The organism is Pelistega europaea (assembly GCF_013133775.1).
GTDB classification, from domain to species: domain Bacteria; phylum Pseudomonadota; class Gammaproteobacteria; order Burkholderiales; family Burkholderiaceae_B; genus Taylorella; species Taylorella europaea.
Window position 1 is genome coordinate 146,649 of record NZ_JABGBO010000002.1, and the last position, 20,954, is coordinate 167,602.

17 protein-coding genes are annotated in these 20,954 nt (G+C 41.6%); 1 reads left to right on the forward strand and 16 read right to left on the reverse strand.

The window, feature by feature from the left end; all coding sequences use genetic code 11:
- Window positions 1-199: 199 nt before the first annotated feature.
- Window positions 200-4,297 (reverse strand): autotransporter outer membrane beta-barrel domain-containing protein, encoded by a 4,098-nt coding sequence (locus tag HKX40_RS02250; protein WP_171587950.1) that lies wholly within the window; start codon window positions 4,295-4,297, stop codon window positions 200-202.
- A 224-nt stretch (window positions 4,298-4,521) separates the two neighbouring features.
- Between HKX40_RS02250 and HKX40_RS02255 the strand changes: the two genes are divergently transcribed.
- A complete protein-coding gene (locus HKX40_RS02255; RefSeq protein ID WP_171587951.1) occupies window positions 4,522-5,058 on the forward strand; it encodes a tetratricopeptide repeat protein in 537 nt (178 codons plus the stop codon).
- A 301-nt stretch (window positions 5,059-5,359) separates the two neighbouring features.
- On the opposite strand, the gene HKX40_RS02260 is transcribed toward HKX40_RS02255, so the two are convergent.
- The 15 genes from HKX40_RS02260 to tsf form a co-directional block, all read right to left on the reverse strand.
- Complete coding sequence (locus tag HKX40_RS02260; protein ID WP_171587952.1) at window positions 5,360-6,484, reverse strand: fatty acid desaturase; 1,125 nt, start codon at window positions 6,482-6,484, stop codon at window positions 5,360-5,362.
- Between the two features lie 245 nt (window positions 6,485-6,729).
- Window positions 6,730-7,338 (reverse strand): ribonuclease HII, encoded by a 609-nt coding sequence (gene rnhB, locus HKX40_RS02265; protein ID WP_171587953.1) that lies wholly within the window; start codon window positions 7,336-7,338, stop codon window positions 6,730-6,732.
- A gap of 14 nt (window positions 7,339-7,352) precedes the next feature.
- Window positions 7,353-8,657, reverse strand: coding sequence for a lipid-A-disaccharide synthase (gene lpxB, locus HKX40_RS02270; protein ID WP_171587954.1), 1,305 nt, complete (start codon window positions 8,655-8,657; stop codon window positions 7,353-7,355).
- Window positions 8,658-8,757: 100 nt separating this feature from the next.
- Window positions 8,758-9,549 carry an acyl-ACP--UDP-N-acetylglucosamine O-acyltransferase gene (lpxA, locus tag HKX40_RS02275; protein WP_171587955.1) on the reverse strand — a complete coding sequence of 264 codons (792 nt, stop codon included), beginning with the start codon at window positions 9,547-9,549 and terminating at the stop codon, window positions 8,758-8,760.
- Window positions 9,549-10,004 carry a 3-hydroxyacyl-ACP dehydratase FabZ gene (gene fabZ, locus HKX40_RS02280; protein ID WP_171587956.1) on the reverse strand — a complete coding sequence of 152 codons (456 nt, stop codon included), beginning with the start codon at window positions 10,002-10,004 and terminating at the stop codon, window positions 9,549-9,551. Before fabZ ends, lpxA begins: the two co-directional genes overlap by 1 nt.
- A 17-nt stretch (window positions 10,005-10,021) precedes the next feature.
- Window positions 10,022-11,128, reverse strand: coding sequence for a UDP-3-O-(3-hydroxymyristoyl)glucosamine N-acyltransferase (gene lpxD / locus HKX40_RS02285; RefSeq protein ID WP_171587957.1), 1,107 nt, complete (start codon window positions 11,126-11,128; stop codon window positions 10,022-10,024).
- A gap of 3 nt (window positions 11,129-11,131) precedes the next feature.
- A complete protein-coding gene (locus HKX40_RS02290; protein WP_246233524.1) occupies window positions 11,132-11,737 on the reverse strand; it encodes an OmpH/Skp family outer membrane protein in 606 nt (201 codons plus the stop codon).
- A gap of 72 nt (window positions 11,738-11,809) precedes the next feature.
- A complete protein-coding gene (gene bamA / locus HKX40_RS02295; protein WP_171587958.1) occupies window positions 11,810-14,179 on the reverse strand; it encodes an outer membrane protein assembly factor BamA in 2,370 nt (789 codons plus the stop codon).
- Window positions 14,180-14,307: 128 nt separating this feature from the next.
- Window positions 14,308-15,639 (reverse strand): RIP metalloprotease RseP, encoded by a 1,332-nt coding sequence (gene rseP / locus HKX40_RS02300; RefSeq protein ID WP_171587959.1) that lies wholly within the window; start codon window positions 15,637-15,639, stop codon window positions 14,308-14,310.
- Between the two features lie 91 nt (window positions 15,640-15,730).
- Window positions 15,731-16,894, reverse strand: coding sequence for a 1-deoxy-D-xylulose-5-phosphate reductoisomerase (dxr, locus tag HKX40_RS02305; RefSeq protein WP_171587960.1), 1,164 nt, complete (start codon window positions 16,892-16,894; stop codon window positions 15,731-15,733).
- Window positions 16,895-16,920: 26 nt separating this feature from the next.
- On the reverse strand, window positions 16,921-17,832 hold the full coding sequence (locus tag HKX40_RS02310; RefSeq protein ID WP_171587961.1) for a phosphatidate cytidylyltransferase: 912 nt from the start codon (window positions 17,830-17,832) through the stop codon (window positions 16,921-16,923).
- Window positions 17,833-17,834: 2 nt separating this feature from the next.
- The gene (gene uppS / locus HKX40_RS02315) at window positions 17,835-18,578 is read right to left on the reverse strand and encodes a polyprenyl diphosphate synthase (protein ID WP_171587962.1); all 744 of its coding nucleotides are present in this window, start codon (window positions 18,576-18,578) and stop codon (window positions 17,835-17,837) included.
- A 7-nt stretch (window positions 18,579-18,585) separates the two neighbouring features.
- Window positions 18,586-19,146, reverse strand: a complete 561-nt coding sequence (gene frr, locus HKX40_RS02320) for a ribosome recycling factor (RefSeq protein ID WP_171587963.1) — start codon at window positions 19,144-19,146, stop codon at window positions 18,586-18,588.
- Between the two features lie 102 nt (window positions 19,147-19,248).
- The gene (pyrH, locus tag HKX40_RS02325; RefSeq protein ID WP_171587964.1) at window positions 19,249-19,962 is read right to left on the reverse strand and encodes a UMP kinase; all 714 of its coding nucleotides are present in this window, start codon (window positions 19,960-19,962) and stop codon (window positions 19,249-19,251) included.
- A gap of 124 nt (window positions 19,963-20,086) precedes the next feature.
- A complete protein-coding gene (gene tsf, locus HKX40_RS02330; RefSeq protein WP_171587965.1) occupies window positions 20,087-20,953 on the reverse strand; it encodes a translation elongation factor Ts in 867 nt (288 codons plus the stop codon).
- Window position 20,954 lies beyond the last annotated feature (1 nt).

The window sequence follows — 20,954 nt, forward strand, 5'->3', positions numbered from 1 at the left end:
AACGTTGAATGGTACTGTAGCATGACAATACCAAATACCACCTACATGTCACAATGCTGAATCTTGGTAAAACCACAAGATAATTAAACAATGTAACGTATCTATTGTAAAGGAAAAGTCGCTATTTCGTTAACCATTCAACGTATGTCTTACGAGTCTTCAAAACATTTGAAGACTCATACACAGCTCCCTCATTGTCTTAATTCCACTTCCAAGAAACTCCTAAACGGAAGTTATACCCTTTGCGATGGGCACCAAACTCAGTCTCTCCATCTAAGAACACATAACTATTCTTACTCGGCATAATACTCACACCAACACCAACGGCTCCCCAAGTTCCTTTGACATTACGTCTATCATGCCATGTACCCGTGCGATCACGTGCATCAATGGATTGCTTACCCATAAATTCTCGTAAGACACTTGCACGAGCATAAATCTTCGACTGGTTATCTTTATCTAAGACTTTGACTAGGTCCGTACCAATACGACCAATTAAACTATGTCCATGTCCTAATTTCACATGTACATTATTACTTGTTGTATAACTCTGACCTCCTAAATGTGTATATTGCAACTGCACTTGTGGTGTCACATACCAGTCTTTGTTTTTATTTAAAAACATTCTATAACCATGCTCTGTACTAACCGTAAAGAAATATTGACGATAGTCTCCCTTGCCCCATAGCTGACCATTACTACGATAACTGCTGTATTCACTCTTTAGTATACCTACACGTAATACATTATCGTTATAGTACGCATCTTGGTTATAGTCATTAAAATGGTTAGTATTGTAAATGCTCACCATATGCTTGCGTAAATGGCCATAGGACTTTAAGTCATCCATCTCACCACCTACTGTGCCATATGTGTAAGACACCCCCCATTTACGTTTTTTATCAGCCTGATTTTGCGTAAAGAAATCAACACCGATTTCGTATTCATTACCTTTTAACGAAAAATCACTACCATCACGTAAACCAAAGCGTGTAGCACGCAACCATAGTCCTTTCTGCTCTGCTGGGTTAGCATAAGCACGCAACCCTTCACGCTTGGCATATGTATCTAGCTGCGAGACATAACGAAGGGATAAATCTGGAATCTGCATCACAGCAACTTGAGCAGAATGATTAGGTGCTACAGGATTACTCGGCGTATCTGGCACTTCTGGTGTATCTGGCACATCCGGTGTATCTGGCACATCCGGTGTATCTGGCACTTCTGGCGTATCTGGATTGCTCGGATTTGGCGTAGAAGCTTCTTTTACTAGGTACACATTTTGAGAGCTGTCTCCCTCATAATTGGTGAGCGTATAATCATCTCCTGCTTTATTTTCATCAAACCTATCGCCATTGATACGAGTGTTTAAGTTCGTATCCTGCTCACTCTCCTCACTACGGTCCACATACTGTACCCGCAAGTTTTGTGTAAATAGCCCAGCATCCGAACTATAAATCTTACCATTTCTAAACTCATTCAATGATTGTTTTATGGTAGCAAAACGTACCCGTTCACCAACACTCATACTTGCAGCCAAATCATCAAAATTTTTGATAACCAATGTCTGCTCATCGCTTGTCCCCTGTTTGATATAAATCATATCGCTATGGCTATAATCATCTTTATTCAAACTAACCATAAACTGGTGTGAGCCATTTAAGGTACCAATATGAAGTGCCCGTCCAAACTCTGGTTGTGCTGTACTACCCAATACTGGAGCTCTAACATCAACAATACCACCAGCACCTCCTAAGGTACTAACCCAACTTTGTCCTGTGACATTCCAACGAGCTTGATTGGCCAGTGCAATATTCACAGTACCTGCTTGTACATCACTAGGCAAGGATTCATGTGCTAATGATGTACCAAATAAGCTCTTGTGCGCTGTCTCTGTTGCCGCACTAAAATCATCTACACGACCTGTTTTAACACTACCAGAAGTAAACTGCTCTTCAATCACCCCACCATTTAAAGCAATACTATCACCCTCATGCTGTAATGTACTACCTGTAGAGTGCACATCAATCTTACTATTATCCCCCATCGCTAATAAATGACCATTTATAGTGCTAGTACCCTTGTAATGCAAGTTAACCGTACCTGTGTTATTTGCTTTAGCCACAACAGGTGCCGTAATTGATAAAGGTCCTTCTATCGTCACATTAGCACCCGTCTCACTAATCACCGCATTTTCATTAGCTTCAATCTGGTTAAGTTCACCAGCAGTGAGAAGCACTTTAGCCGATTTAGTGGCATTAATACCTGTATTTAGTCCACGTAAAATATTTTGTTTGTCAGCTGTTAGACGCACATTATTTAGCTCATTGCCTTTGGTGACTGCCCCAGTGACATTGATAATATTTTGTTTTGCTGCAGTAGGTGCATAAGCCTCTAAAATATTATTTTGACCTTCTGCAACAAAGACAGCTCCAATATTTAATCCTGAAGAAATCACTGCTACATCAGCCAGTGCATATGATAGTGCTGTGCTAAGATTATCTCCAATACTAAGATGATTAGTTCCCTGTGGAGCTTTTAATATAGCGGTTGCCCCATGCAAATCTGCCGCGTAAATACTTCCATTTTCAAGGGCAACATTATTCACCCATATTGAATTATCACCTTCGGTAGCCTCAAGGTAAAATTCCCTCTCATTGAATAATCGCAAATTACTCTTGGTTTGCATAGCAAACAAACCTGCTACACGATCTGCTTTCGGTGCATCCACATGCAATTCATTTTGACGTGCGACCAATGTGGCAGTCGACAGAGCTCCCCCTGTTACAGGATAAAATTCGATAGCTGCCACCGCTGGGCGTAGCTGTCCGGATTTTATCTCTCCTTCATCAATTCCTTGAAGTTCATTATGGTTAATCCATAAACGGTTAGTCCCCTGACGAGCAGATAACTCAATCTTGGCATTATCGTCTCCTCTAATGACTCGAATAAATTGACCAGCTTGCCAGCTGTTAGCGCTTAATTGATTATCCCCAACGAGTGCAGTTATGCGCACACTAGGATAGTCTTTTGGCGACAGCATAGCATAGATAACATCTCTATTTTTTAAATTACCTTCAAGTGATAGTATGTTATTGTTAGCAGTCAAAACAACTTGCGCGTCAGAAGCCCCTGTAGTCGTACTACTGACCCAGCCTGAACTAATCACAGACATATCTGTCCCGTTTGCTCCTTCATGATGGATGCGAATATCACCATTTGCTGCTGTTAATTGTATTTTTGCGCTATTAACTGCACGAATGCTAGCTCCACGAGTATCGACATTTGCTTCCGTATTAATGACGATATCTTTAGCAGATAATATTGCAGACGTATTTTCCCCTGATAGGCTAATACCTGCATCTTGGCCCTTCTTGTTAGTAATACTTAACGTCTCTTGGGCTGTTAACTGAACCTTGCTGCCACCTACTGCAAAGATATTCTGTCCATTTTGTTCACTTTTCAAGGTAATATTTCTGCCCTTGAGGATAACATTACCTCCTGCTGTACTTGCAATATTAGTGATTGTTTTTATTTTTTTTGCACCAGTAGCATCTGCATCAACGTTAAGCAGTATATCTTCAGTAAACTCATCATCTACCGTGACATCACCTAACGTTACAGTACCTCCATGCGTAACAATGTTTCCTGCATAGCCATCTAATGGATTAGTTTCTTTCTTTAATACATTACTCAACTTAATAGCTTCTCCAGCATTAAGGCTAACAGTTTGATTGGCACCTATATTGATATTAGCTATATCGATATGAGGATAACCAGTAAGCCCGTCCGTACCTTTATAATCCTCACTGTTAAGCAACATATCAATACGCTTGGCTGCAGATATAGTCGCATTAATAGCAGGAGGATCATAAGTTGTTACTCCCCTAAGAGCAAGGTTATTAACCCCATTCCTCAATAAAACAGAACCTTTTTCTGCTGTCAGTGTAATACTCCCTAAATCATCCACTATACCGTTACGACTACCGTCCGTATATCCTACCCCATAGTTACCATAAATAGACAATGCCGCTGAACCTTGTTGGTCCTCCCCTGCAGCAGTCAAAGCAAGTGAACTAATGTACTTATCCTCTACTTTACGCCAATCAATAGCAGTTTGTTTCCAATCATTATCTGTCTTTATTGGATTAATGGCCCAACTTTCTGCTGTTTGAGTAATAGAACCAGAATACTCTGGAGGAGCAAAACCATTCTCCACCTCGTCGGCCAGTGCGATTGCACATGTTGCTTGTAAAGCAAGCACCAATATTGTTTTTGAAAATTTTCGCTGTACCATCTTATTTCTCCCTTATTTTTGACGTTACAAAACAATTTACCTCCTTACTTTTTACAATAAAAAAAAAAAATAAACCTTTGTTACGAAAACAATGGGTTATTTTGGATAAATTGTTGCTTTTTGGGAGATTATCTAAAACAGCAGGGCTATTTTCATAATGAAATAATGCTAGAATAGCTATATCGCATCCTAACTATGAAACTTTAAAACATCCCGAGGAGTCAATGATGAAAATAATAAGTCAGTTGTGTTGTGCTTTAAGTCTGTTTGCTGCCGTACAGCAAGCAGCGTTAGCAGATAGTGTTTACTCTGGCAGACTTAGCCTAGATGAAAAAGCTGTTGAAAGCATTACAGAGGCAGTATATGGAACTGCACAAAATCTCGGTAATACTATCACTGCTCCTACCCCTTCTATGTCTTCTTATGAAGCTGCGGCACGGAGTGGGAATTCCCATGCTCAAGCAATGTTAGGAGGTTTATATTATTTAGGAGATGGCACCACTCATCCCAACTATCATCTTGCCAAGCAATGGTGGGATAAGGCAGCCAAACACAATAGTCCAATTGCACAGCTCGGATTAGGTGTTTTATACCAACTTGGTCACGGAGTCACACAGAGTAATAAAACAGCTCTCAAATGGTATGGCAAAGCATGCAATAACGGTGAGCAAAATGCCTGCGACCGTTTTTATGATTTAAAGTCATATGAAGAGAACAACAATATTTACATTATTCCCATCCATAGAACCTATATTTATTAAGTAATTTTCTTAGCGCATAATTAACGATAGGTTAGCAATGTTTCAACAAAGTCTTACTGTTGAGGGCTAGTCTATCGCCTATGCCGTGTTCTTGCACTTAAGGACGGGTAAAAACAAGTTTCATCATTGGGTACCCTCCGTATTACATAAACCATCCTTGCTTCGTCACATAATCCCCTGCTCTTTATAGTTAAAAAAATACGCCTAATAGAGCGAACTATTGAAGGCGTATTAGAAGGGGAAAATTTTTACCACTCTACTTTAATGTAGCAAAAAAATCTTTTGATAATAATGTCCCACCTTAACTCACTTGGGCTGTAGGGCGTCCTTTAAAATCTAACCAACACTTATTCTTAAAGTCATAAAGTTTGCATGCCTTAGCAGTGCGGAAATACCACCGCCAAGAGAATTTCTGAATAACAATTCGCTGTGGAAGCATTTCCTCCAAAAAGGCCTGTGCCTTTTTGAGTTTATACAAAGGAATAGACATATCGACATGGTGAGCCGTATGCTCCATAATATGGTGGAGTAATGCTCCAATCTTGAAATTGAAGATTAGATGCACGGTTGTCGATACAAAGGGCTGAGCTTTAGACCATTCTGCTTTATCATCATGCCAAACAACACGAGTATGAGTATGGTGAACATAAACAACAAAACCTATCATGGAGAACCAGAAAAACAGCGGAATAGCCCATGTGTACAGTAATGTTAACCAGACAGACTGCTCTGTTGCCATTGCTGCAATAACGGCTACTATAGCCCAGATAACACCAAAAGAGGCGCACAATAAGCTATCCCAAAAGAAAGATTTACGTTGTGTTGGCATAGCTCCCTTGGAGGGGAACATCATCTTCTTCCACCAAATCTCATATAGATAATACACGCCTGGAGCCCAACCGCTACGGTAAATATGTTCCATAAATTTGCGACCCGCACTCATGGCTCGATACTCTTCTTCTGAGGCTGGTGCCCAGACAAAGTCTACCCCTTTTAAATTAGTGTAACCGTGATGGACAACATTATGTCCTACATCCCATAAACTATAAGGAGAAACAGAGGGTAAAAACGCAATACGACCAAGCCACTTGTTTAACTTACGGTGTGCCGTCAAGCTCTGGTGGCATGCATCATGTCCAATAATAAAAATACGTCCAATCCAAAAACCAGCAACTAATGAGCAAAGCAACTTTGCCCACCAAGATTGAAAATAAACCGTCCCTACTAATAAAGCAGCTAAAATGCAGAAATCTACTGTCAGCAAAGTAATTGCTCTTATCGTACTTTTATCTGATAACGGAATTAACCAACCACGAATCACCTTACGATGAGGTAACTCAGCGGCTGGATCAATAGGTTGGAGAGATGGCACTTCAGTAGATGTATGAGAGATTGCCTGTGCAGTCGAAGGTTTTTCAGTCGTCATAATAAATTAAACTATGTTTGAAATAATGTTTGTATTGTAGCCTAAATTAGAACAACATGGGAAAATTCCCCTCAATTTGAAAAACCTTTTACAAAGTGTGGTTTTATTCTGACAACTAGCAGTCTACTTTTTCTAGAAATAGGGGCTACCAGCACGGTATATCGGGTTATCAATAAGCAGTGTAATATGCCCTCTTCCACCAAAAGTCAGGGCAGGATATGAAAAGGTAGGAGCAATAACAAAAGCTATTTTTCTATTTTTAGAATTTTTTTAACAGGACCAAAACTACGCCTGTGAACTGGACTTGCTCCATATTGTTGGAGACGTTGTAAATGTAAGGCGGTTCCATATCCTTTATGCTGATCAAAAGCATATTCTGGATATTGTTCATGCAACTGCAACAAAGCGGCATCACGTGCTGTTTTGGCAAGAATAGACGCCGCTGATATGGCAGGCTCGGTTAAATCTCCTTTAACAATTGCTCGTGCTGGTAGCTGTAACTGCTTAGGGATACGATTGCCATCAATAATCACAAGTTCTGGTCGTGTAGATAACCCTTCTACAGCTCTTGTCATTGCAAGCATGGTTGCTTGGAGAATGTTCAATGTATCAATTTCCTCAACACTACTACTAGCAATATGCCATGCCAATGCTTTTTGTTTAATCTCAACAGCAAGGGCTTCTCGCTTGGTTTCGGAGAGTTTTTTAGAGTCTGTCAATCCTTTTATGGGACAAGCAGGGTTAAGTATTACCGCAGCGGCATAAACCTCACCTGCTAAAGGTCCCCTTCCTGCTTCATCCACTCCAGCAATAAGTGTATAACTAGGCTCTTCAAATAAACTTAGGCTTTCCATAACTGCGATTGGGGTTACTTGCACATCTCTAAAATCACTTGAGCCGCCAAGCCTGCCGTGTCTTGCTTTAAACTTAGATGTAGGTCATGAAATTGGCGTTTTACCTTAGCAATATATGTCGTATTATCCAAAGCATTCCAGGTCGCTTCTACTAGTTTAGTAGGGGTACAATCCTCTTGTAACAACTCAGGCACTACAAAATCATTTAATAAAATATTTGGTAGACCTACCCAAGGCAAATAAGGCTTATCTTGCCCCGATTTCCAAGCCATCAACATTTTCATCAATGGGGTCAGTTTATAGGCAATCACCATAGGGCGTTTAAACAAGGCTAACTCTAATGTCGCTGTCCCACTAGCAGCAATAGCCGCGTCACAAGCCTCCATTACTAACCAAGAGATGGGACGAGATGAAGTTCTCTTTAGTTGGTGCTCTATAAAATGTGCATGTCCATTTGTAGTAGAGTGTCCTTCATTTTTGCCACTATTACGATTAGCCTCTTGCACTCCTGTCAAATTATCACTACTTGCCTGTGTATATTCATAGTTGCCATAGATATGCAAGTTAGGTACAGGAATATGCTGTGCAATCTCTTTAAACTGCTCTGCCCGAGCCTGGTTTACCACTGGCACAATAAAATGTATGCTGGTATCTTTGGCAGCAAGAAACTGAGCTGCCTTTAAAAACGGTTCTGCAAGCAATTTAATCTCTGATGCACGGCTACCAGGTAATATTGCTACGATTCGAGCATCTGCCGGCAATCCAAGCTCTTGGCGAGCTTTTTCCCTATCAGGGACAAGGGGAATCTGTGATGCTGTTGGATGACCAACAAAGGTGACGGGAATTCCAACTTTATCATAGATAGCTGTCTCAAAAGGAAATAACACCAGCATATGCGAAACAGCCTCTCGAATCTTGTAGATACGCTCATAACGCCAAGCCCATATGGATGGTCCGACAAAATGCACCGTAGGAATACCCTCTCCACGCAGCTTATGCTCCAAGCGTAAATTAAAATCAGGAGCATCCACTCCAACAAATACATCAGGACGATGGGCAAGTAAATTTTTTTCTAGTGATTTATAGGTATGGATAAGTTTAGGAAGTGACTTCAGGGCATCCACATAGCCAAATACACTTAGTGTATCCATAGGAAACTGAATATCCATCCCAGCATCTCGCATATGAGGCCCCCCAATGCCAGTGAAAGTGGCGCCTGCACTATGCTGCTGAATACCCTCTATAATACGCGAAGCTAATAAATCTCCTGACGGTTCTCCAGCAACCAAGGCGATTTTAGGAGAAAAATTTTTTACCACACCAATTTCCTTTTATGACTGTGAAAAAAAGGCTATTGGATTTCAATAGCCTTTTACCCAAAATCCAGGTTAATCTCGCAAACCTTGTAGAATTCAATGATTAACCACGTCCTACACCACGTTCAGACTCAGCAAAAAAGTCTAGGAACAGTTGTAAATGCTGTGCAGAGTCTGGGTTAGCTGTCTGTAAACGTTTAATTTCTTCTACAGCTTCATTACGACTTAACTGACGCATATAGATAATTTTGTAGGCTTCTCGTAAAACCTGAATTTGCTCTGTAGTAAATCCTCGACGTTTTAAACCTTCAGAGTTAATACCAACAGGTTTATAAGGTTGACCAGCCCCCAACACAAAAGGTGGAATGTCCTGACGAATAGATGAGGTACCACCTGTCATAGAATGGGCACCAATATGGGTAAATTGATGTGCAGCAGATAGACCACCAATGATAGCCCAATCACCAATATGGATATGACCAGCCAACTGCACTGCATTTGCAATAATAGTGTGGTTTCCAACTTGGCAATCATGCGCAATATGGACATAGGCCATAATCCAATTATCATCACCAATGCGTGTAGTTCCTACATCTTGTACCGTACCTGTATTAACCGTCACAAACTCGCGAAATGTATTGCCGTTACCTATTTCCAAACATGTCTGCTCACCAGCATACTTCTTGTCCTGCGGTATACCACCAATAGAGCAAAAACGATAGAAGACATTATTCTCTCCAATAGTCGTATGCCCATCAATCACGCAATGCTCACCTATTTTGGTACCTGCCCCGATTTTAACATGGGCATGGATTACAGAATAAGCCCCTACCTCTACGGTATCATGCAACTGTGCTCCTTCATGCACAATTGCTGTACTATGCACTATAGCCATTATTCACCTATATCACGAATTGCACACATAAGTTTTGCTTCTGCAACAACTTGGTCATCAACATAAGCCTTGGCATCATATTTGCACATCACTTTGCTGATACGTAATGCTTTAACTTCAAGGCGCAACTGATCGCCAGGCACCACTGGTTTACGAAAACGAGCCTCATCAACCCCTACAAGATAATAAGCCGTTGTACCGCTGTCTAGCGTAGTTTCGCCATCGGCTTTGGAGAAGGAAAAGATTGCCGCTGCTTGTGCTAGGGCTTCAATAATCAACACTCCAGGCATCACAGGCAAATGAGGAAAATGTCCTTGGAAAAAAGGCTCGTTAATAGTAACGTTCTTGATAGCGACAATGCTTTCGCCCGGCACCATCTCAATGACACGATCCACTAACAACATCGGAAAGCGATGAGGGATATGTTCCATAATGCCACGAATATCTAATTCCATAACTTTTCCCATTAAAATTATTCAGACTGAGAGGTCGCATCAAGTCGTTTTTCGAGTTCTTGGATACGACGACGCAACTCATATAAATTCACTAAAGTTGCTGCATTCTTTTGCCAATCACGATGTTCCATGATTGGCCATAAACCAGTGTAGCGCCCTGGTTTATCAATATTTGACATAACCCCTGTGCCTCCAGAAATATGAACATCGTCCCCAATGGTTAAATGTCCTGCCACCATAGAAGCACCAGCTAAGGTACAACGCTCCCCAATCTTGGTTGAACCAGCAACCCCCACGCAGGCAGCCATTGCAGTATAAGCACCAATTTCACAATTATGAGCAATCATAATTTGGTTATCTAATTTCACACCTTGGTGAATAACGGTATTACCCAAAGCTCCACGGTCTACTGTTGTGTTGGCTCCAATTTCTACATCATCCTCAATAATAACACCACCTAATTGAGCAATTTTAGACCAACCGCCTTTAGCAACAGTGGCATCAGGAGCAAAACCAAAACCATCTGCACCAATCACTGCACCACTATGAATGATACAGCGCTGACCAATACTCACCCCGTGGTAAAGAGTAACATTAGCGTGCAATAGGGTATCTGTACCGATAATACAATGTTTACCAATCACACATCCTGCACCAATAGTCACACCATCGCCAATTATCACTCCCTCTTCTATCACAGCATGGGCGTGAATACTTACATTGACTCCCAGGCGTGCTCCAGGGTGAATAACCGCACTTTCATGGATACCACGTATATCATGAGCAGTACGCCACTTATCAAACCACTGTGTAATACGTGCATAGAGTAGATAAGGATTCTCACACTGCACGATGGCAAAAGGCAAATTTGCAGGCAATGCATCAATGGCTCTTTGAGGAAGAATAACTGCCGAAGCCTGTGTCACCTGCAACAAATCAAAAAACTTGGGATTAGCCAAAAAGCCAATCTCATGCTCTGCAGCATCCGACAAAGAACCAATACCCGCTATCAAAGGCAACTCCCCATTAAAAGGAAGAATTTGCCAGGTTAGCCCTTGGGTATCAACCTGTGTGAGCAACTCATCTAGGCGAACCGCTTGATTCAATGTCAGAATATGTGCCATAGATTACTTCTTAGCGTTGTTAGAGCTGTTTAATACTTTGATAACTTCGTCAGTCACATCAACACGAGGACTTACTGTCACTGCATCTTGAAGAATCAAGTCGTAATCTTGTTTTTCAGCAATTTCTTTAATAGCTGTATTTGCTTTTTCAACAATAGTAGCAAATGCATCGTTACGACGACGGTTAAAATCCTCTTGGAATTCACGACGTTTACGTTGTAAATCAGTGTCTAAATCTGTCAATTCACGCTGTGCTTTATTACGTTCAGAATCAGACATAACAGGTGCATTTTTATCAAAATTTTCAAACTTAGCACGTAACTCATTAGCAAGTTTTTGCAAGTCTGCATCGCGTTTTTTAAATTCTTCTTCAATCTTAGCTTCTGCCTCTTTTGCAGGGGCTGATTCACGCAATAATTTTTCAGTATTTACAAAACCAATTTTAATGGCAGCCTGAGGCTTTGAAGCATCGGCAGAAGTAGCTTTATCAGTGGCTGGTTTATCTGTAGTTTGTGCCAATGCTACAGTTGCAGAAGCACCGAATGACAACGCTAACAATGCTTTCATCACACGACTAATTACTGCTTTGTTTGTTGAATAAGTTTTCATAAGAACCTTCAAGAAATAAATGAAATAAGATAAAACGGGGGTGGTCTTCGTCATAAAGGCCACCAAAAATCATTAGAACGATGTACCAATCTGGAATTGGAATTGCTGTTTATTGTCCCCTGGCTTAGATTTAATTGGTTTAGCATAGGAAATTTGCAATGGGCCAAGTGGTGAATTCCATGATAATCCAATACCTGCAGAATAGCGCCAACCGCATGGGTCAGTCACAAGACCACCGTACTGAGAGCTACCATTAGTACATTGTTGCCCACCATTTACGCCCACTTTACCTGCATCAGCAAATAAGAACCAACGCAAAGAACGGTCGTTTTGAGTACCGGGGAAAGGTAGGAATAATTGTACATTGGCAAGCAAGCGAGTATTACCCCCTAAATAGTCCCCTGAAACCGCGTCTCTAGGACCTAGAGAAGAACCTTCATAACCACGCACCGAACCAATACCCCCTGCATAAAGGTTTTTAATAACAGGGAATGGTTTCTTGGTACCATAGGTATGACCCCAGTCAGCAGACACATTAAAGGCCAAGGTATAATCCTTGTTCAAAGGAAGATAATATTGTTGTTGAGCGCTCAGCATGTAATACTTGAGGTGCCCCACACTCATGGAAGCATTCAATGAGGTCAGGTAACCACTTGTTGGTGCTACTGCACTATCACGAGTATCTTTGGTCCAACCTATATTAAAAATAACAGCAGTATTCTTGTCCTTATAATTATTCACAAACTCACGATAGGCTTGAGGAATAATTTGACCTGAACCCTCTGCCGGCAAACGAATTTTGTTTTGTTCAACCGTCGCACCCAAGAAGACGCGATCATACTCAGAAATAGGCACACCAAAGTTCATTCCAAAGCCAACCGCACGTACTTGATAAGTATCGTCATCCTGGTTAACAGAGGTGCTATAAGGCTTATCTAAGCGATAGTATGCTGTTGTTGTCTTGCTAATGCCGCTAGTTGTCCAATAAGGGTCAGTATGGGTCATCACCACGTTACGGTTGTACTTAGAGGTACTAAAACTTAAAGCCAAATCAGTACCAGAACCGAAAACGTTGTCTTGACTAATCCCTGCTTGGAACGATAATTTATCCGTAGAACCATAGCCCACGCCAAGGTTAATCATACCAGTAGGTTTCTCTTTAACATCGACGTTAATATCAACCTGATCATCTACCCCCTGGACAGGTGCTTGGGTGAGAGTCACATCATTAAAATAACCTAAACGGTCAATACGCTCACGTGAAGTCGATACACGAGTCGCATCATACCAAGCTGCCTCAGACTGACGCATTTCACGGCGGATTACTTGGTCACGTGTACGAGTATTGCCACCAATGTTAATCTGGCGTACATAAATGCGTTTACCAGGATTGACATAAAAAACAACGTCCACATCTTGAGTGCCTGTCACAGGTTGTGGCACTGGATTTACCTCTGCTAATGCATACCCCAACTCGCCTAAACGTTGCTTGATAGCCTCTGCACTACTACGAATCTTCATGACATTAAAGGTCTCGCCTTGTTTAGTGTCAATAAGCCCTTTAAGTTCATCTCCCATACCAAGTAAGTCACCTGCCATTTTAAGATCGCGAATCGTGTACTTTTCTCCCTCATGCAAGGTGATGTTGATACCAATATCTTCAAGGTTAGGAGAAATCGTTACCTGAGGATCATCAACCTTGACATCAAGATACCCACGCTCCATATAATAGTCTCGGATTTTCTCAATATCAGAGTCTAATTTTTCACGCGAGAATTTATCTGTGCCTGTATACCAAGTCATAAATCCTGGTGTGGTTAAATCCATCTGGTCTTCAAGGGTAGACGATGAGAAAGCCTCATTGCCAACAAAGTTGATCTCTTCAATACGAGCAAGCTTACCTTCTTTAATCTGGAAGCTAATACCCACACGGTTATTGGGTAGAGGGGTCAACACATGGTTAACATCTACACTATAATTCCCCTTAGAAACATACTGATTACGGATTTCTTTTGTTGCTCTATCTAATAAGGCTGGATCTAAAGCTCGCCCCTCTCCTAGACCAAGATCAGCAAGGGACTTAACAATATCTTCACTCTTGAATGCGTTCATCCCCTCAAAAAGTACAGAACTGATGATAGGACGCTCGTTTACAGTGATATTAACCACTCGACCTTCTGTTGTAATCTTAACATCATTAAATAAGCCAGTCGCATATAAACGACGTACAGAATCAGTCGCCATTTCTTGATCAAAGGTCTTACCGACACGGGCAGGAATATAGCTAAAAACCATACCAGGCTCTGCACTGCGTAGACCAGTAATGCGAATATCTTGAACAACAAAAGGTGAGAAAGCATGAGCAGCCATCGGCAATACCAATGAGGAAAGCAAAGTCGCCAATGTTGTTTTACGTAATCGTTTTAATGAGCGAATATCCATTCGTACATTCCTTGAAGATGAGTATCCAAATTTTAACAAGCTATTTTAAGGCATAAAGAAGCTGTTTGTCAGTAAATTAATCTATCTGCCTTTAATAAAACCTGAAATCGTTTCAAAAATCCTGCTAATCAATTAAAAATTCGCATTAAATCATTATGAAAGGCAAAAATCATCAATAACAACAGTAGACCATAGCCCAATTTCATCAGATTTTGAAAAATGGCTTCTGGCAATGGTCTTCCTATCACCATTTCAATAAAATTCAGCACCATTTGCCCTCCATCTAAACCGGGAACAGGCAATAAATTTAGTACCCCAATACTAATGCTAATAAGTGCCACGAATTGAATAAAATTACTCAGACCGTATTGAGCAACCTTGCCTGAATAATCTGCAATTGTCAGTGGTCCACTGATGTTACTGAGAGAAACCTCACCTATTAGCATTTTGCCAATCATTTTTAGAGAAAACCAAGCGGTATCCCACGTCTTAGTGGTCGCCTTGGCAAAAGCATCAATAAAGCCATAGCTGACATATTGCATAGGGTAATCCACTTGAAACTCTGCTTGAATACGTCCAACTTTGCGACCATCAGGAAGGCTCACTTCTGCAGGCATCATCGTAAGACTCACTTCTGCTCCATCTCGATTAATGAGCAAATGAACCGACTGATGTGCCAGTAATTGAATTTGTCGAATAAACCCATTTAAACTACTAATGGTTATGCCATTGAGGGAGAGTACTTTATCACCTGCTTTAAGTCCGGCCTGTGCAGCCACACCCCCTTCTATTACCCTTGCCACTACAGGAGCCATCTCTCGCAAAGAGATACCACTTTCTTTTAACCAATCCACTTGTTCTAAATTGCCTGAAACTGTAGGGACATCCATAGTCACTTCACGTGCCATTCCCTCTGCACTAGATACTTCCATTGTCAGTGGTTTACCCAAGGCCATCGCAGCAACCAGTTGCTCCATTGCATCAGACCAGCTATCAATTTCAGTATCATTTACACGTACGATACGATCCCCTTCCCGCAATCCTGCTTGAGCTGCCACAGAGCCTGCTGTGGGTGTAGCAACAATAGCTTGAGGTTGATTCTCACCCACCATAAACACACCCGTGTAGATAATAATTCCAAGCAAAAAACTAAAAGCAGGTCCTGCAGCATAAATAATAATTTTTTGAAAGGAGGTTTTTTCAGCTACCGACTCCCCTACTCGGTAATGTGGGTGATTAGGACGAGGTTCAGCAAGCGGTTTAACATATCCGCCAAATGGAAGCAAAGAGATAGACCATTCAGTGCCTTTTCTATCTGTGCGTTGATAGATGACCTTACCAAAACCTAATGAAAACCGCTCTACATGCACACCATAAAGACGTGCCGCAAGATAATGTCCATATTCATGAAAGACCACCACAATACTGATGGTAATGATAAAAGTAATAATACTAAACAAAGCTATCCTTTTACTGCAATTTAGTCAGGCACGTTTATACCATGCCTGAGTTGTCTCAATACCATTATGTTATTTAGTGAAATGGTTTTAACTAAAACCACTCTAGTAATGACAATGTTCTCTCTCTCACTTCAGCATCAAAAGCCAAAACATCATCAATAGAACACAATTCCGGTGCTACTATGGAATTTAGCATCTGTGCTATTGTCTGAGCTATTTGTGTAAACTTAATGCGTTTAGTCAAGAACTGAGCAACAGCGATTTCATTACTAGCGTTAAGAATAGTGCAAGCCCCTATCCCCTCTTTTAAAGCATCAAAAGCCAATCTCAGACAAGGATAACGTTTAAAGTCAGGGGCTGAAAAATCCAAACAAGTAAGCTGGGCAAGATCAAAATGAGCAGCGTTGTGCGTGATGCGTTCAGGATAACCTAAAGCATAGGAAATTGGAATACGCATATCATGGTTACCTAATTGTGCCAGTAACGAACCATCCACAAACTGCACCATAGAATGGATGGTACTCTGAGGATGAATAACCACATCAATTTGTGCAGGCTCTAAATCAAACAACCACTTGGCCTCAATAACCTCCAAGCCTTTATTCACCATCGTTGCTGAGTCTACAGAAATTTTTCGACCCATATTCCAATTAGGATGCTTACAGGCCTGCTCTGGCGTCACCTCGACAAGTTGTTCTAATGGATATTCACGAAAAGGCCCACCAGATGCTGTTATGATTACCTTTTGCAAGTGCTGTTTGGGATTATGTTTAGGTAGACATTGGAAAATCGCATTATGCTCGCTATCCAAAGGCAATAGTGTTGCACCATATTGCCCCACCGCCTGCATAAATAAAGAGCCTGCCGTCACTAGCACTTCTTTATTGGCTAGCAAGATGCGTTTACCTGCTTTAGCAGCAGCATAAGCACTAGGCAATCCTGCTGCACCAACAATGGCACAGACAATAGTATCCGCTTGCGAATCACGTGCGGTTTCACATAGCCCCTCTTGACCTAATCGAATCTCTGCGGGCTGAAAACCCTCTTTATTCAATGTCAAAAACTGCTCGCGACGTGCCTCATCAGGAACAATGACAACCTTAGGCTGAAATTTTTGCGTCAGTGCCACCAGCTTTTCCATACGAGAAAAAGCACTCAACGCATAGACCTGATAACGCTCTGGGTGACAAGCAATAATATCTAAGGTACTGTCACCAATAGAACCCGTCGCTCCAAATACAACAATGGATTGCATGTTAATTTCCCAATTTGTCTTTGCTTTTATTGAAGATAAAACAAGAAGACAAAAATCATAGCAATAGGGCTAACAGAAATTACGGAATCCAGACGATCCCATACTCCTCCATGCCCTGGCAATAATTGACTGGAGTCCTTAATACCAGCACGACGCTTAAGCAATGACTCATATAAATCACCAAAAATAGACACAACAGCCATTGCCATACCTACTGCCACGGCCCCAAGAAGACCAATATACTGGACTAAAAGAGCCGCAAAAGAACCATCAATAAACGAGCTGAGCAACATCCATACTGCAACACTAGCAATACCGCACAAAGCACCTGAACGCGTCTTCCCTGGACTAATTGCTGGGGCTAGTTTACTGCCTCCAAAAAAACGCCCTCCAAAATAAGCAAAAATATCGGCACACCAAATAATAATAAGAAAACTTAATAAAAACCAAGCCCCTAAAAAGGTATAACACATCACAATGGAAAACCAAGTGACTAGTACAGCAAAAACAGCAAAAATGCTATGAAAAATACTGTTGGCAGTCACTTCTGTTTTAGCTTGGTAAAGTACCATAGGGACAATGAAAATCCAAACAAAGCTCACAAAGAATGAAATTGTAATCAATGTTGCAAAAGCCACAGTTGCCCACGGATTGGCTTGAAACTCAACAGGGTGACTCAGCGCTAATACAATGTGACTACCTTCGCTGGGTAATAATAAAGAATACAACCCAACAAATACGGCAAAACCTACTATGCCAATAACGGCAGCAAGTAGCGATTTATGGGGATGATTTAAAGAAATCCGCAGCCATTCAAATAATGCGCCTGCAGAGGCTAAACTAACAAAAGTGGCAAAGTAAAAGGAATCTTTTAGGCTGAGCAATACAGCAAGAATTGCCAATAATACTACTGCCGTAATGATGCGAGGAATAAGCATAATCAAGTTTCTTGAAGTTGAGCTGAGGTACGTCCAAAGCGACGCTCTCGTTGTGCATACCAGGCAAGCGCTTCATCGAAGTCTGCCGCTGAAAAATCTGGCCAATACTTATCACTGAAGAAAAGTTCTGTATAAGCCAGTTGCCAAATCATAAAGTTAGAGATACGGCGCTCTCCTCCGGTACGAATGAACAAATCAGGCTCAGGCATATCTGCCATACTGAGAAATGGCTCAAAATCACTTGCTTCTATCTCAGCATTGAGCAACTCTGGCCGCTCTTGAATCATACGACGCATGGCTTGCAAGATGTCCCAACGACCGCCATAGTTTGCTGCGATATTGAGTGTTAACCCAGTATTCTTTATTGTTTGCTGTTCAGCAGCGTGAATCAATGTCTGCAACTCTGAAGAAAAGGCAGATAAATCCCCTATCACTCGAAGACGAATATTATTCTTGTGTAGCTTAGAGACTTCCTTTTGGAGCGACTTGACAAAAAGTTTCATCAACAAACCCACTTCTTCGGGAGGGCGTCGCCAATTTTCAGAGCTAAATGCAAATAAGGTCAGATAGGCAATATGATGTCTGACACAGTACTCCACAGCCCTACGCACGGCCCGCACTCCACGGATATGCCCTGCCGTCCGGGGCAAATGACGCTCTGTTGCCCAACGACCGTTGCCATCCATGATAATAGCAACATGGCTGGGAACGTCAGTAACAGTAGGAATACTGTGCATCTGAGTCATATTGAACTTATACCTTCATAATTTCGGCTTCTTTTTCAGCCACAAGCTTGTCTACTTCTGCTACGTATTTATCCGTCAATTTTTGTACGACATCTTGTGCACGACGCTCATCATCTTCAGAGATTTCTTTATCTTTAAGAGAACGCTTAAGTGCCTCGTTGGCATCACGGCGCAAGTTACGCACTGCAATCTTGGCATCCTCACCCTCTGAACGCACCACCTTGGTCAAATCACGGCGACGCTCCTCGGTAAGTGGGGGCATAGGCACACGAATCGACTCTGCCATAGCCATAGGATTTAAACCTAAATCCGATTCACGGATTGCCTTTTCAATCACTTGGGTCATTTGTTTTTCCCAAGGCTGTACATTTAAAGTACGTGCATCAACGACTGTTACGTTAGCCACTTGACCAACAGGCACCATAGAGCCATAGTAATCCACTAATACATGGTCTAAAATACCTGCATGAGCACGACCTGTACGGATTTTAGAAAGGTTAGTCTTAAGGCTCTCAATAGATTTTCCCATACGGGTCTCTGCTGATTTAGTAATTTCGTTAATACTCATTTTTATCCTTTGTCTTCAATAGTTATTGAGTGTTGCAACGACGGCAAACTCCTTATCATAGGGTGCAGGCGACCATAATCTTTCTAGGTCACTCTACTGTGATTAAATGTGAACCAAAGTACCCTCGTCTTCCCCTGCAATAGCACGTTTAAGCGCACCAGCCTTATTGATAGAGAAGACGTTGATAGGTAGTTTTTGATCACGACAAAGTGCAAAAGCGGTGGCATCCATCACTTCTAGACGCTTGCTAATCACTTCGTCAAAAGAAATGCGAGAATAGCGAGTTGCTGTAGGATCTTTCTTGGGGTCTGCGGTGTAGATACCGTCTACTTTAGTAGCTTTAAGGACAATTTCAACCCCCATCTCAGCCCCACGTAAAGCGGCTGCCGTATCCGTAGTAAAAAACGGATTACCCGTACCTGCCGCAAAAATGACAACTTTCTTCTCTTCTAGGTAACGTAATGCTTTGGGACGAATATAAGGTTCAACCACCTGATCAATATTCAAGGCCGATTGTACACGTGCTACCACACCATGATTTTTCAGAGCATCTTGCAAAGCCAATGCGTTCATCACGGTTGCCAACATACCCATATAATCTGCTGTTGCACGATCCATGCCTTGGGCGCCTGGAGCAATGCCGCGAAAGATATTACCACCACCAATAACAATCGCCAACTCCACTCCCTGCTTTGCTACCTCGGCAATTTCTTCTGTCATACGAACAATAGTGGAACGGTTAATACCGAAAGCGTCTTCTCCCATTAAGGCTTCACCAGAAAGCTTAAGAAGAACTCGTTTATATGATGTGGCCATGACTCAAATCCTTACATAAAAAACAGCAATGTGCTTATAGTTAAATTGTCGTACATTATACTAAAAAAGCCATGATGATGCACTCATCATGGCTTGTATATAGGCTTAAAAAAGCGTTGCTTGATTAGTTCTTAGCCATTGCTGCTACTTCAGCTGCAAAGTCAGAAGCAACTTTCTCAATACCCTCGCCTACAACGAGTAAGCCAAAGCTATGAACAGTTGCTTTATTTTCTTTAAGCATTTGCTCAACAGTTTGCTTATCGTTTTTAACGAAAGGTTGATTCAATAAAGTCACCTCTTTAAGGAACTTAGCTACAGAACCCTCTACCATCTTGGCAACGATTTCTGCTGGTTTACCTGATTCAGCTGCTTTTTGCTCAGCCACTGAACGCTCTTTAGCAATGTCTTCTGCTGGTACACCATCAGCATTTAATGCTTTAGGTTTAGTAGCAGCTACGTGCATAGCCACATCCTTACCAACCACTTCATCACCAGAGAACTCAACTAAAGCACCGATACGACCACCGTGGCTGTAGTGAGCAAGCTGTTTGTCAGTTTCTACACGGAAGAAACGACGAATAGTCATATTCTCACCGATTTTACCAACTAAAGCAGCACGAGTAGACTCAACAGTACCCTCGCCAAAAGGCAACTCATTAAGTGCAGCAATATCTGCTGGATTTTCAAGAGCCACTTTCTTAGCAAGTGCTTCAACAAATGCCACGAATTCTGGGTTTTTAGCAACGAAGTCTGTTTCGCAGTTAACTTCAATCATTGCACCCTTACCACCTTCGATATAAGTACCGATAAGACCTTCAGCAGTTACACGAGTAGCAGCCTTGCTAGCTTTATTACCTAATTTCACGCGAAGAATCTCTTCTGCACGCTCCATATTACCTTCAGCTTCTGTTAAAGCCTTTTTGCACTCCATCATAGGAGCATCTGTTTTTTCGCGCAATTCTTTTACCATTGCAGCGGTAATCTCAGCCATG